We start from the raw sequence: 13,277 nt of genomic DNA, 5'->3' as shown, positions 1-13,277 counted from the left end.
ATCCATCCGAACGTGTACTGGCCCGCGGACGCGCGCGTCCGGGACCCTGGACACGATGAACCCCGAAGCCTCCCCCGTGCGCTGGCGCGCGTCGATCGGCCTCGCCGTCGGCGGCGGCGGCCCGGTGTCGAGCATCGTCGAGTCCGAGCACGGCAGCGAAGGCTCCGCGCGGGAGTGGATCGAGCGGAAACTGCCCCGCACCCGGTTCCCCGCCTGGATCCCGGCCGCCCGCCGCGCCGACGGCGTCGAGCTGTTCGGCCGGGTGGCCCGCGGCCACGTCGTCACCGGACGGCTCGTGCCCACCTGGGAGTCGGACTCGGGCACCGCGGTCTGGCACGCCGACCGGGCCGGGGACCGAGTGCAGTGGCGCCGCTGCGCCGCCGAGAGCACCGACGGCTGACGGCGGAGCCTGCGACCCGGGAGCAGAATGTGTTTCGGCTGGTCAGGGATCTCCCGGAGCGAGTCCCGCGCTCATGAACCGACCTCGCGGGCGTTGAATCTCCCCGGCGTGCACCCGGCCTGCGGAATCGTGCGGGCCCTCAGCCCGCCGCGCCCACGTCCTCGCTCAGCAGGCAGAACTCGTTGCCCTCCGGGTCCCGCAACACCACCCAGGACTCCTCGCCGGTCTGGCCCACGTCCGCCGGGCGCGCGCCCAGCCCCGTCAAGCGGGCCAGCTCCGTCTCCTGGTCGCACCCCACCGGGCTCACGTCCAGGTGCAACGGCAACTTGCCGCGGCGCGGGACGGCCGTCTGGGCGAGGATGAGCGTCGGCGGGCCGTCGCCGAAGCGGTGTCCCAGCGGGCCCAGCTCCAGGCCGTCCGGCTCGGGCCCGACGACCTCGTAGCCGAGCGCCGCGCACCAGAACTCCGCGAGCCGCTCCGGGTCGCGGCACTCCAGCACCAGCTCCGTGATCCGGCACGTCATCCGCTCGTCCCGGCCGGCTCCCACGTCCGTCCCCAGCAGGCAGAACTCGTTGCCCTCGGGATCCTGCAGCACCTCCCACGGCTCTTCGCCGGTCTGGCCCACGTCCGCCGGCCGCGCGCCCACCGCCGTCAACCGGGCGAGCTCCGTCTCCTGGTCGCGGCCGGCCGGGCTGACGTCCAGGTGCAGCGGCAGCCGGCCGCGGCGGGGGTCGTCCGTCTGAGCCAGGACCAGCGCCGGCGGGCCGTCGCCGAAGCGGTGACCGGGCGCGCCCAGCCCGAGGCCGCCGGGCCAGCGGCCGACGACCTCGTAGCCGAGCACCGCGCCCCAGAACTCCGCGAGCCGGTCCGGATCCCGGCACTCCAGCACGAGTTCGGTGATCCGGCCGGCCATCCGCTCATCTCCGTTCGGTCTCCGCCGCCACTTCCGCGGCTTCGTCGTCGTCCATCGCCCTCGTGTCCCGTGGCGGCAGGAACGGCTCGTCCTGACCGTCGTCGGCCCGCCCCGCCTCGATCGTCCGGCCGCGGGCGACCTCCGCGTCCAGTTCGGCCCCCAGCAGCACGGCGAGGTTCGAGATCCACAACCATACGAGAAAGACGATCACGCCCGCCAGCGAGCCGTAGGTCTTGTTGTAGGAACCGAAGTTCGCCACGTACAGCGCGAACCCCGCCGACGCCAGCACCCACAGCACCACGGCCAGCAGCCCGCCCGGCGTCAGCCACTTGAACCCCGGCTGCCGGACGTTCGGCCCCACCCAGTACAGCAACGCGAACGCCAGGCTCACCAGCACCGCGATCACCGGCCACTTCGCGATCTCCCACACCAGGATCCCGGTCGAGCCGAGCCCGACCAGGTCACCGATCCGGCGGGCGACCGAGCCGGTCGCGACCACGCCCAGCGCGCACGCCGCCAGCAGCACGACGATGCCGATCGTCAGCGCCACCCGCAGCGGGATCGTCTTCCAGATCGGCCGTCCCTCGGGCATGCCGTAGATCGCGTTCGATGCCCGCATGAACGCGCCGACGTACCCGGACGCCGACCACAGGGCGCCGAGCAGGCCGAGGATCGCCAGCGGCCCGGCCAGGCTGCGCGAGCCCGTCAGCTCCTTGATCGCCCCGACCAGGATGTCCTTGCCCTGGCCGGGGACGATCTGGTTGATGTTGTCGATCACGGTCTGGATCTTGTCCGGGCCCAGCAGGCCGAGGATCGCGGTGAGCACGATGATGCCCGGGAAGAGCGACAGGACGCCGTAGTAGGTCAGCGCCGCGGCCCAGTCGGTCAGGTTGTCCCGGTTGAACTGCTTGAAAGTGCGTTTCAGCACCGCGCCCCAGGACCGCTTGGACAGCTCGCCCGGCCCTTCGGGTTCTTTCCTTCGTCTGGCCACCGTCGCACCTCCGCTTCGTCGCCGCGGGCATACCCCGTCCGGGACTGGGTATTCCCCCTTCGTCCCGAGAAGCAGGAGGAAGCCGTGCCCGAGGTCAGCCGCGTCATCGACGTACCGCCCGAGGCCGTGTTCGCCGTGCTCGCCGACGGCTGGCTCTACGCGGGCTGGGTGGTCGGCAGCTCGCACATCCGGGACGTCGACGCGTCCTGGCCCGCCGTGGGTTCGCGGATCCACCACAGTGTCGGCCCGTGGCCGCTGCACATCCAGGACGTCACGGTGGTCCGCGCGGTCGAGCCGGGGCTTTCGCTGTCGCTGGAGGCGCGCGGCTGGCCCCTCGGCGCCGCGGCGGTCGGGCTCACGCTGGTCCCCCACGGGGAAGGGCAGACGCTCGTCCGGATGACCGAGCACATCGTCCGCGGGCCGGGCAAGGTGCTGCCGGAGCCGCTGCAGGCGCTCCTCGCGAAGCCGCGGAACACCGAATCCCTCGCCCGGCTCTCGGACCTGGCCACGGGCAAGTACGCCGGCACCAAGACCGACCAGCCCGGCTGAGCCCGGCTCGGGCAGGCCCTTCTGGGTTCCGCGAGGGGTCTTTCCGCTCAGCCCGGCCGAGCCCGGCTCGGGCAGGCCCCGTGCGGAGTTCCGCACGGGGCCTTTCGCTCCAGCCCGGCTCGCGCCCCCCGGGCGGAGTTTCCCCAAGGGGCCTTTCCGCTCCAGCCCGGCTCGGGCAGGTCCCGTGCGGAGTTCCGCAAGGGGACCTTTCCGCTCTTGGAACTCCTCAGCCGTAGACCGCGCGGTGCGCCGCCCGGATCACCGCCGCGTAGCCGCCGCCCAGGCGTCCTGATCGGGCCAGGGCCGCGCGGGCCGCGTTCGCCCCCGGGCCGCCGTGCACCGCGCCGCCCGGGTGCGCCGAAGCGCCCGCCAGGTACAGGCGGTCGACCGGGGTGTCCGAGCGGCCCGTGCCCGGCACCGGCCGGAAGAACAGCTGCTGGTGGATCGCCGTCGTGCCACCGTTGATCGCGCCGCCGACCAGGCCCGGGTCGTGGCCCGCCAGTTCGGTCGGGCCCTGGACGTACCGGGCCTTGATCAGGTCGGTGAACCCGGGCGCGTTCGCCTCCACCGTCTCCTCGATCCGCTTGACCCGCCGCTCCAGCGCCGCCCGGTTCTCCATCGTGCCGCGCGGCACGTGCGTGTACGCCCACGCCGCCTCCGTGCCCGCCGGCGAACGGCCCGGGTCGCTCGTGGTCATCTGGCCGAACAGCAGGAACGGGCGGCGCGGGGTGCGGCCGCGGGCGAGTTCGCCGCCGAACGCCGACAGGCCGTCCATGTCCGAGCCCAGGTGGATCGTCCCCGCTCCGCGCGCGCCTTCGGCCGTCCACGGCACCGGGCCGGACAGCGCCCAGTCCACCTTCACCGTCGCGCTGTCCCACTCGAACCGGCCGAGGTCCTCGAGCAGCCGCGACGGCAGCGCCTCCGCGGCGAGCAGCTCGCCGTACAGCACCGGCGCGGGCACGTCGGCGAGCACCGCCTTGCGCGCCCGGACCGGGTCTCCGGCGCCGTCTCGCACGCCCAGCGCCCGCCCGCCGCCGACGAGCACCTCGGCCACCGGACGTCCACAGTGGACCTTCCCGCCGCGCGACTCCAGCCGGCGCACCAGCGCCGCCGTCAGCTCCCCCGCGCCGCCTTCCGGCACCGGGAAGCCGGCGTCCTGCCCGATCATCGCCAGCAGCCAGCCGAACACCGCGCTGCCCGCGTTGTCCACCGAAAGGTCGCTGTGCGCGGAGTTCCCGGCCAGCAGCAGCTTGGCGCCCTCGCCGGTGAACAGCTCGTCGCCGAACCGGCGGGCGGGCAGCGTCAGCATCCGGGCCAGCCGCAGCGCGTCGGCCGTCCCGGTGCGGCGCAGCAGCCGCAGCGCCGGGCGCACCGGCGGGAACGGCGTGAACAACGCGTCGAGCAGCGGCTCGCGGATCTCCTGCCACTGCTCGAACAGCCGCCGCCACGCCGCACCGTCCCCGGGCGCGAACTCGTCGGCGGACGCGGCGGTGCGGTCGAGGTCCCGCGACAGCACCGCGCACCGGTCGTCGGGCAGGACGTGGGCGAGGACCTCCGGTGCGTGCCGCCAGCGCACGCCGTGCTCCTCCAGCCCGAGCCCCCGGATCACCGGCGACACCGCGGTGAGCGGGAAGAAGGCGCTGCACAGGTCGTTGCGGAAGCCGGGCTCGGTCACCTCGGCGGTCTGGACCGCCCCGCCGGGGCGCGGCGTCGCCTCCAGCACGAGCACCGACCAACCCGCGTCGGCCAGGAGGTTCGCCGCCACCAGGCCGTTGTGCCCGGCGCCGATCACCACGGCGTCGGCGGCTTCGGTACTCACTGGGGCCTCCCGGCGGCTCGACCTGCTCAGGTGTTCAGGATTGCGACTGGTGGCTCGGCCCGACCCGGGTGAGCGAGCGGAGCCGGGACACCAGCCCGTCGCGGCGCGGCGGGGCCAGGGGCGGGCTCGCCGCCCCCGCGCCCGACCGGAGCCCGTCGACCAGGTCGGCGAGCGCGGACGCGGCGTCGTACCGAGGTTGCCAGCCCAGCGCGGTCTCCGCCAGGGTCGTGTCCCCGAGCGCCGCGCGATCGGCCAGCTCGAGCCAGCCCGGGTGCAGCGGCAGCGCGCCGGTCCACCAGGCCGCCCGGGCCGCGACCTGCACCCACGGCTTCGGCACCGGCACGCGCACCCCGCCGAGGACCCCGGCCAGCGCGTCGGCGTCGAGCACCTCCGGCGCGGCGAGGTTGACCGGGCCGGTGAAGCCGGCGTCGAGGATCAGCCGGATCGCGTCGGCGACGTCGGCGGTGTGCACCACCTGCGCGCGCAGCTCCGTCCACAGCGGAACCGGCAGCCGGCGGCCGCCGACGACGCCGGCGGGCACCACCGGGCCGAGCAGCCAGCGCGCGAACTCGCCGGCGGCGCGCCGGTGCAGGATCGCGCACGGCCGGAGCCTCGCCACCCGGACCTGGGGGTGCCGCTCCTCGAACCGGTCGAGCAGCGTTTCGAGGGCGGCCTTGCCCCGGCTGTAGGCGCTGCTCGCGATGCCGTCGCACGGCCAGTCCTCGGTGACCTTTTCCCAGCGGGGCGCGGGCCCGTAGGCGGCCACCGACGACGCGACGACCAGGTGCCGCACCCCGGCCTGGGCGGCCGCGGCGAGGACGTGCCGGGTGCCGTGGTCGTTGGTCCGCCACATCGGCGGGTCGCCGCGCACCGGCGAGATGGCCCACGCGAGGTGGACGACGGCATCGGCGTCTTCGAACAGCCGCGTCAGTTCCCGGTCGGCGCCGCGGACGCCGACGTCGACGGCCCGCCAGCCCGCCCGGCGGTACGGCTCGGCCGTGGTGTCGGGCAGCCGCCGCGCGAGGCCGACGACGTCGTGCCCGGGCTCGAGGGCGGCGAGCAACGCCGTTCCGACGTTACCGGTGGCCCCGGTGATCACGATGCGCACGCGAAAGGCTTACCCCGTGTCGCCACCGCGAAACCAGCGGCGACCGGGGCTTCGCCACCCGACCCGGAAAATCAGACCAGGTCGCGCGGGATCCGCCGGTGCCAGTTGCGGGAGACGATCCGCCGGGCCCCGTCGTAGCCGTCGAGCTGGGCGTCGATGACGAACTCGGTGTCCGTGCACGACACGCGGGTGCGGGTCTCGCTGCGCGCCAGCCACTCGCCGCGGGCGAAGGTGACCTCCCACCCGGTTTCCGCCACCGGGGAGCAGAAGTCGTCGGCGACCCAGCTGTAGCACTCGCGGACGTCCCGGGTGACCTCCAGGTCGATGTCCTCGTAGCGCACCGTGCCGGCGTTCTTCACGATGTCCAGCGCGGAGCGGTAGCCGATGAGGTCCCGGGAGACGGTCCAGCGCTGCTCCCCCGGCGTCACCGCGGTGACCGGGATCGGCGGTGTGCCTTCGGGTTCGCCGAACGGCCGCGCCGGCAGCTCGTCCGGTTCGGCGACCGGGCGCACCGGCAGCTCGAGCGTGCTGTGTCCGGTGTGGACGGACAGCAGCGCCGGCGTCGGCGGCGGCCAGGCGAGCGGCCAGTACGACGTGGACAGCGAAAGGCGGATCCGGTGCCCGGCCGGGAAGGCCTGCGCGACGGCGTTCAGCTCGATCTCGACGGCGCACCGCTGCCCCGGCTCCATCGGCGCCGGTTCGTCGTGGCCGTCGCGGTGGGTCAGGTTGAGCAGCCCGTAGGTGACGCGCGTGGCGCGCCCGTCCGGCGCGACGTCGGACAGCCGGGCCGCCACCATCGCGACCGGCTGGTCGGCCGAGACCTCCAGGCGGACGACCGGCGAGCCGAGGATCTCGCAGCGCTCGGTGAGCACGTCGGTGTCGAACACCAGCGACCCGCCGTCCTCTTCGCGCTGGTCGTAGGGCAGGTCCGGCGGGGCGCTGTAGGAGGCCCACTTCCCGGAGAACTGGCCGACCGACAGCGGCGAGGACACGGTCAGCGCCTCGTCCTCGACGGTCTCGTCCGGCCGCGCGAGGCGGTGCCGCGCCAGCGGCAGCCGGGTGGGCTTCACGTGCGGCGACGGCCAGGTCGCCTCCCCGACCCACCGGCCGGGCCGGTCTTCGTAGGACGTCGACGGCGGCACGCTCTCCTGCATCCAGGTCCGCAGCATCGGCCCGTCCATGGCCTCGTTCTCCTCGCCGCGGAGCCAGTGGTCCCACCACTTCACGACTTCCTGGAGGTAGCCGATCGCCGGCCCCGGCTCGCCGAGGTGCGGGTACTTGTGCGACCACGGGCCGATCAGCCCGCGCCGCGGCACGTCGAGGTGGGCCAGCAGCCGGATCACGGCGTTGGAGTAGCCGTCGGCCCAGCCGCTGGAGGCCAGCACCGGGACCTGGACGTCGCTGTAGTTCTCCGACACCGAGGCGTGCCGCCAGTAGTCGTCGCGGCGCTGGTGGGCGAGCCAGTTGTCGATCCACAGGCTGCAGTTCTCCAGCCGCTCCAGCCACATCTCGCGCCAGCGCTCCCCGACAACCGCCGGGTCCGGCGGCAGCGTGGCGTAGGCGAACATGGTGCCGGACTCGGCGACGTTGTCCGACAGCAGGCAACCGCCCATGTAGTGCATGTCGTCGGCGAACCGGTCGTCGGTGAACGACGAGATCACGATCGCCCGCAGGCTCGGCGGTTTCCGCGCCGCGACCTGCAGCGCGGCGAACGCGCCCCAGGAGATCCCCATCATGCCCGTGTCGCCGGTGCACCACGGCTGCGCGGCGATCCACTCCAGGACGTCCTCGGCGTCGAGCTGCTCGCGTTCGAGGTACTCGTCGGCCAGGACGCCCTCGGACTCGCCGGTGCCGCGGATGTCCACGCGCACGCAGGCGTACCCGTGCCCGGCGAGGTAGGGGTGGTGGATCGAGTCGCGGGGCGCGGTGAGGTCCCGCTTGCGGTAGGGGATGTACTCGAGGATCGCCGGCACCGGATCGGTGTCCGACGAAACCGGCCGCCAGATGCGGGCGGACAGGACGGTTCCGTCGGACACCGGGATCCGGACGTGGTCGGTCTCGGTGATTTCGTGGGGCAGCGAGGTGACGGCTCGCAAGAGCAACTTCCTCCCAGGGTTACGCGTTCGGCTGCAGCAGGATCTTCTGTGCGCCGTCGAGCTTCTTCTGGAAGATCTCGTACGCGCGGGGCGCGTCTTCCAGCGGCAGCTTGTGCGTGGCGAAGCCTTCGACGCCGAGGGGGTCGCCGTCGCCGGTGAGCACCGGCATGATGGCGTCGAGCCAGTGCCGGACGTTGGCCTGGCCCATCCGCAGCTGGATCTGCTTGTCGAACAGCTCCATCATCGGGATCGGGTCGACCATCCCGCCGTAGACGCCGGACAGCGAGATCGTGCCGCCGCGGCGGACGCTGTCGATCGCCGCGTAGAGCACGCTCAGGCGGTCGATGCCCGCCTTCTCGGTGACCTTCGCGGCCAGCGGCTGCGGCAGCATGTTGACCAGGTTGTGCGCCAGTCTGCCGACCGGCGCGCCGTGCGCCTCCATGCCGACGGCGTCGATCACCGAGTCCGCGCCGCGCCCGTTCGTGAGCTGGCGGATCGTGTCGCCGATGTCCTTGTGGTCGCGGGTGTCGAGCGCGGTGGCGCCGTGTTCGCGGGCCCGGGCCAGGCGCTCCGGCACGAGGTCGACGCCGAGCACCTGGCCGGCGCCGCGGTGGCGGGCGATCCGGCAGCACATCTGCCCGATCGGCCCGAGCCCGAAGACGACGACCGTGCCGTCCTTCGGGACGTTGGCGTACTCGACGGCCTGCCACGCGGTCGGGACGACGTCGGACAGGTAGACGAACCGCTCGTCCGGCGGGCCGTCCGGGACCTTGATCGGGCCGTAGTGCGCCTGCGGGACGCGCAGGTATTCGGCCTGGCCGCCGGGGACCTGGCCGTAGAGCTTCGTGTAGCCGAGCAGCGCCGCGCCCTTGCCCTGCTCGGTGACCTGGGTGGTCTCGCACTGCGACTGCAGGCCGCGTTCGCACATCCAGCAGTGGCCGCAGGAGATGTTGAACGGGATGACGACCCGGTCGCCGGGCTTGAGGTTCTTGACCTCCGGCCCGACCTCCTCGACCACGCCCATCGGCTCGTGGCCGAGGATGTCACCCTCGGTCATGAACGCGCCCAGCACCTCGTACAGGTGCAGGTCGGAGCCGCAGATCCCGGTCGACGTGATCCGCACGACCGCGTCCGTGGCCTCCTCGATCTTGGGATCCGGCACCTCCTCGACGCGGACGTCGCGTTTGCCGTGCCAGGTCACTGCCTTCATGGCTCTCCCTCTCCGCGGACGGATGTCTCCGCCCCGGCTTCCCCCGCCCGGCGGCGGACAAACCCGCCCAGGTCAGGTGAGCGCGTCGGCCCGGCGGCGATGCGGACGGGAGCACGTCGGCCGATCCGCCCCGGGGTGGTCCGGCTGCGTCCATCCCGGCGCGGGCGGGCCCGTCCGCCGTGGCCGACCTCCGTACGCGGCTGTCACAGCCGCGGCGCCTCGGCGAACAGGGCCGACCTCGGCGACCCGATCTTCCGGGCGGCCGCCCGGCTCAGGTGAGCGCGTCGGCCACCAGGTACACGGCCGCGGCCACCGCTGCGGCGGCCGGGAACGTGAGGACCCAGCCGAGGACGATGTCCCGCGCGATGCCCCACCGGACCGCCGACAGGCGGCGGGTCGCGCCCACGCCCATGATCGCCGCCGTGATCACGTGGGTCGTCGAGATCGGGGCCTTCACCGCGAACGCCGTCACGTACAGCACCGACGATGCCACCGACTCCGCCACGAACCCGTGCGGCGGGTCGAGGGGGAAGACGCGGCGGCCGAGCGTCCGCATGATCCGCAGACCACCCGAATAGGTGCCCAGCGACAACGCCGCGGCGCACGCCAGTGTCACCCACAGGGGTACGTCGAACGTCGCCTGCTGCCCCGCGGCCACCAGCGCCAGCACGATCACGCCCATGCCCTTCTGGGCGTCCTGCAGGCCGTGGCCGAGCGCGAGCGCCGACGCCGACACGATCTGGAACCGGCGGAACACCCGGCCGCTGCGGTGGGGGTTCGCGCGGCGGAGCAGCCACAACGCGCCGACCATCGCGAGGTAGCCCAGGCCCAGCCCGAGCAGCGGCGACGCGACCATCGGGATCAGCACCTTCTCGCCGATCCCCGCCCAGTGCACGGTGCTCGCCGCCGCCAGGGCCGCGCCGACCATCCCGCCGATCAGCGAGTGCGAGGACGACGACGGCAGGCCGAAGTACCAGGTGATGAGGTTCCAGGTGATCGCGCCGGCCAGCGCGGCGAACACCACGGTGAGGGCGTCCGGGCCGACCGGGACGTCGATGATGCCCTTGGCGACCGTCGCGGCGATCCCGGTGGACAGCAGCGCGCCCGCCAGGTTCATCACCGCCGCCAGCAGGAGTGCCGCGCGCAGGGTCAGGGCCCGCGTCGACACCGCGCTGGCGATCGCGTTCGCCGCGTCGTGGAAACCGTTGGTGTAGTCGAAGAACAGCGTCAGCACGACCACGGTGACCAGGGCGGCCGTCCCCGTCACTAGGACTCCTTGACCGCGATGGTCTGCACCACGTCGGCCAGGTGTTCGAAGGCGTCGGCGGCCAGCTCGAACTGCTCGACGACTTCCTTCGTCTTCAGCACCTCGAGGGCGTCCCCGCCCGGCTCGAACAGGTGGGCCAGCACCCGCCGGTAGACCCGGTCGGCCTCGTTCTCCAGCTCGTTGATCTCGATCCAGAACGGCTCGAGCTCGCCCACCTTGGCCAGCAGCGGCATCGACGACGCGGTCAGCTCCGCCGCCCGGCACAGCACCCGGACCAGCACGTCGATCCCCGGCGGGAACGCCTCGATCCGGTACAGCACGGTCAGGTCGCCCGCGGTGTCCATGAAGTCCAGCACGTCGTCGATCTTGGCGGCGAGGGCCTGGATGTCCTCGCGGTCGAACGGCGTCACGAAGGAGCTGTTCAGCTCGACCATGATCGTGTGCGTCAGCTCGTCGCCCTGGTGCTCGACCTCGTGCAGGCGCTTGGCGATCGGCTCGCGCTCGGCGGGCTGCGCGGCCACCAGCTCTCTCAGCAGCGCGGTGGCGGTGACGAGGTTGGCCGCCGCGTCGGCGAGCAGGTCGAAGAACCGGCTGCCCCGTGGGGTGAACCGCATGGATGGACGTCCCTTCGTCGCGCACAGCCGTCGGAGCCGAGTACCCCGCCCGGCCGTACGTTTAACCGGCGGTCTCCGGGAAACCAGGAGGCCATGACCGCTCCCGGAACCCGGCGCCTGAGAGTACTGCTCTGGCACGTGCACGGCTCGTGGACCGACGCTTTCGTCCGCGGCCGGCACGACTACTTCCTGCCGGTGTCGCCCGACGGCGCGCCCTGGGGGCTCGGCAAGGCCGGCCGGGACTGGCCGTCGGTGACCGAAGTGCCGCTCGACCGGCTGGCCGAGGCCGAGCCGGACGTCGTCGTCCTGCAGCGCCCCGAGGAGCTGGACCTCGCCGCGCCCCTGGGTGTCCCGTCCGTCTACGTGGAACACAACGCGCCCCGGCCGTCCGCCGCGTCGAGCGAGCACCCCCTCGCCGGCCGCTCCGACATCACCGTCGCGCACGTGACCCACTTCAACGAGGCGATGTGGGACTGCGGCCGCGCGCCCACCACCGTCGTGCCGCACGGCATCCCCGACCCCGGCCCGCGCTACACCGGCGAGCTCGCCGCCGGCGTGTCGATGATCAACGAGCCGGTCCGGCGCCGCCGGGTGACCGGGGCCGACCTGCTCGGCAGGCTCGCCGAAGCCGCGCCGGTCGACGTGTTCGGCATGGGGACCGAGGAGCTCGGCGAGCCGCTGCGCGGCCGCGGCGACGTTCCCGCGCCCGCGCTGCACGACGAGATCGCCCGCCGCCGCGTCTACCTGCACACCGCGCGGTGGACGTCGCTGGGACTGTCCCTTCTGGAGGCGATGCACCTGGCGATGCCGGTTGTCGTCTTCGCCGCGACCGAGGCGGTCGAAGCCGTGCCGGCCGACGCGGGGGTGCTCTCCACCGACGTCTCCGTGCTGGCCCGGGGTTTCCGCGAGCTGATCCACGAACCCGACTTCGCCGCGCTCGCCGGGAAGAACGCCCGCGAGCACGCGCTGAAGCACCACGGGCTCGACGCCTTCCTGACCGCTTGGGACCACCTCCTCGCCGAGACGGCCCGTTGACCCCGAAGGGAACGCCTCACCCATGAAGATCGCGATGGTGTCCGAGCACGCCAACCCCCTGGCAGCGCTGGGCGAAGCCGACGCCGGTGGCCAGAACGTCCACGTCGCCGAGCTTTCCGCCGCGCTCACCCGCGCCGGCCACGACGTGACCGTCTACACGCGCCGGGAAAGCCGTGCCGAGCCGCCGGAGGTCCGGGCTCCCCAGGGGTTCCGGGTGGTGCACGTGCCCGCGGGGCCACCGCGCAAGGAGCCGAAGGACCACCTGCTGCCCTACATGGGCGAATTCGGCAGCTTCCTGCGGGACCGGTGGGCCGGCGACCGGCCCGACCTGGCGCACGCGCACTTCTGGATGTCGGGCCTCGCGACCTCCCTCGCGGCGAGCGCGACCGGGACGCCGGTCGCGCAGACCTTCCACGCCCTCGGCGTGGTCAAGAAGCGGTACCAGGGCGATCAGGACACCAGCCCGGCCGACCGGATCCGGCTGGAGCGGATCATCGGGCGGCAGGCCGGGCGCGTGATCGCCACCTGCTCCGACGAGGTCTTCGAGCTGTCCCGGCTCGGCGTCCCGCGGTCGCGGATCTCGATCGTCCCCTGCGGCGTCGACCTCGGCCGGTTCACCCCCGACGGGCCCGTCGCGCGCCGGCAGGCGCCGCACCGGCTGGTCACCGTGGGCCGGCTGGTGCCGCGGAAGGGGTTCGACATCGCGATCACCGCGCTCGCCCAGCTGCCGGACACCGAGCTGGTGATCGCCGGCGGCCCGGAGCGCGGCCGGCTGTCCCAGGACCCCGAGGCCCGGCGGCTGCGGGCCCTGGCCGACCGGCTCGGCGTCGGTGACCGCGTGCGCTGGCCGGGCCAGGTGTCGCGCGAGGACATGCCCGCCCTGCTGCGCTCGGCCGACGCGGTGGTCTGCGCGCCGTGGTACGAGCCGTTCGGGATCGTGCCCCTGGAGGCGATGGCGTGCGGCGTCCCGGTGGTCGCGGCCGCGGTCGGCGGCCTGACCGACACGGTTGTCGACGGCGTCACCGGGCTGCTGGTCCGCCCGCACCAGCCGAAGGAGCTCGCGTCGCGGGTCCGCCGGCTCCTCGACGACCCGGCGCTCTGCCACGCGTACGGCACCGCGGGCCACGACCGCGCGGTGGCCCGCTACTCGTGGGACCGCGTCGCGGCCGACACGCTGCGCGCCTACCACAAGCTGGTCCCGGAAGCCGCCATGACGGCCGAGGCCCGCTGACCGCAACGGCCGGCTCGCGTACCCAGAGGGCCGGCTCGCGTACT

At 73.6% G+C, this 13,277-nt stretch carries 12 protein-coding genes and 1 pseudogene; 4 read left to right on the top strand and 9 right to left on the bottom strand.

Going from position 1 to position 13,277, the window contains the following annotated elements; genetic code table 11:
- Positions 1 to 55 precede the first annotated feature (55 nt).
- The gene (locus tag ACH54P_RS02530) at positions 56 to 400 is read left to right on the top strand and encodes a hypothetical protein (protein WP_489910675.1); all 345 of its coding nucleotides are present in this window, start codon (positions 56 to 58) and stop codon (positions 398 to 400) included.
- A gap of 139 nt (positions 401 to 539) precedes the next feature.
- Here ACH54P_RS02530 and ACH54P_RS02525 read toward each other — a convergent pair whose 3' ends face one another.
- The 3 genes and pseudogenes from ACH54P_RS02525 to ACH54P_RS02515 all read right to left on the bottom strand — a co-directional run bounded on the left by ACH54P_RS02525 (position 540) and on the right by ACH54P_RS02515 (position 2,304).
- Positions 540 to 923, bottom strand: a complete 384-nt coding sequence (locus ACH54P_RS02525; protein ID WP_489917089.1) for a VOC family protein — start codon at positions 921 to 923, stop codon at positions 540 to 542.
- Between the two features lie 45 nt (positions 924 to 968).
- Positions 969 to 1,313: pseudogene (locus ACH54P_RS02520) on the bottom strand (VOC family protein); the annotation flags it as partial.
- A 4-nt stretch (positions 1,314 to 1,317) separates the two neighbouring features.
- Positions 1,318 to 2,304: a YihY/virulence factor BrkB family protein gene (locus tag ACH54P_RS02515; RefSeq protein ID WP_489910674.1), complete on the bottom strand. Its 987-nt coding sequence runs from the start codon at positions 2,302 to 2,304 to the stop codon at positions 1,318 to 1,320.
- 84 nt (positions 2,305 to 2,388) lie between these two features.
- Here ACH54P_RS02515 and ACH54P_RS02510 point away from each other — a divergent pair, with 84 nt between their 5' ends.
- Positions 2,389 to 2,853: an SRPBCC family protein gene (locus ACH54P_RS02510; RefSeq protein WP_489910673.1), complete on the top strand. Its 465-nt coding sequence runs from the start codon at positions 2,389 to 2,391 to the stop codon at positions 2,851 to 2,853.
- Between the two features lie 226 nt (positions 2,854 to 3,079).
- Here the strand turns inward: ACH54P_RS02510 and ACH54P_RS02505 are convergent, their stop codons facing one another.
- From ACH54P_RS02505 to ACH54P_RS02480, 6 genes are all read right to left on the bottom strand, one after another.
- Positions 3,080 to 4,672, bottom strand: coding sequence for a phytoene desaturase family protein (locus tag ACH54P_RS02505; RefSeq protein ID WP_489910672.1), 1,593 nt, complete (start codon positions 4,670 to 4,672; stop codon positions 3,080 to 3,082).
- A gap of 34 nt (positions 4,673 to 4,706) precedes the next feature.
- Positions 4,707 to 5,780, bottom strand: coding sequence for an NAD-dependent epimerase/dehydratase family protein (locus tag ACH54P_RS02500; protein WP_489910671.1), 1,074 nt, complete (start codon positions 5,778 to 5,780; stop codon positions 4,707 to 4,709).
- Between the two features lie 71 nt (positions 5,781 to 5,851).
- Entirely contained in the window at positions 5,852 to 7,876 is a 2,025-nt protein-coding gene (locus ACH54P_RS02495) for a CocE/NonD family hydrolase (RefSeq protein ID WP_489910670.1), read from the bottom strand.
- A gap of 19 nt (positions 7,877 to 7,895) precedes the next feature.
- The gene (locus tag ACH54P_RS02490; RefSeq protein WP_489910669.1) at positions 7,896 to 9,086 is read right to left on the bottom strand and encodes a zinc-dependent alcohol dehydrogenase; all 1,191 of its coding nucleotides are present in this window, start codon (positions 9,084 to 9,086) and stop codon (positions 7,896 to 7,898) included.
- A gap of 271 nt (positions 9,087 to 9,357) precedes the next feature.
- Positions 9,358 to 10,353, bottom strand: coding sequence for an inorganic phosphate transporter (locus tag ACH54P_RS02485; protein ID WP_489910668.1), 996 nt, complete (start codon positions 10,351 to 10,353; stop codon positions 9,358 to 9,360).
- Positions 10,353 to 10,967 carry a DUF47 domain-containing protein gene (locus ACH54P_RS02480; RefSeq protein WP_489910667.1) on the bottom strand — a complete coding sequence of 205 codons (615 nt, stop codon included), beginning with the start codon at positions 10,965 to 10,967 and terminating at the stop codon, positions 10,353 to 10,355. The genes ACH54P_RS02485 and ACH54P_RS02480 overlap by 1 nt, the downstream gene beginning before the upstream one ends.
- Before the next feature lie 93 nt (positions 10,968 to 11,060).
- On the opposite strand from ACH54P_RS02480, the gene ACH54P_RS02475 reads away from it, so the two are divergent.
- Both ACH54P_RS02475 and ACH54P_RS02470 read left to right on the top strand, forming a co-directional pair.
- A complete protein-coding gene (locus tag ACH54P_RS02475) occupies positions 11,061 to 12,002 on the top strand; it encodes a glycosyltransferase (RefSeq protein WP_489910666.1) in 942 nt (313 codons plus the stop codon).
- A 22-nt stretch (positions 12,003 to 12,024) separates the two neighbouring features.
- Positions 12,025 to 13,233, top strand: a complete 1,209-nt coding sequence (locus ACH54P_RS02470) for a glycosyltransferase family 4 protein (protein WP_489910665.1) — start codon at positions 12,025 to 12,027, stop codon at positions 13,231 to 13,233.
- Positions 13,234 to 13,277 lie beyond the last annotated feature (44 nt).

It is taken from the genome of Amycolatopsis sp. N2S4-7 (assembly GCF_058119595.1).
The sequence above is the reverse complement of the archived record's forward strand: the minus strand, read 5'-3'. Positions and strand labels throughout refer to the sequence as shown.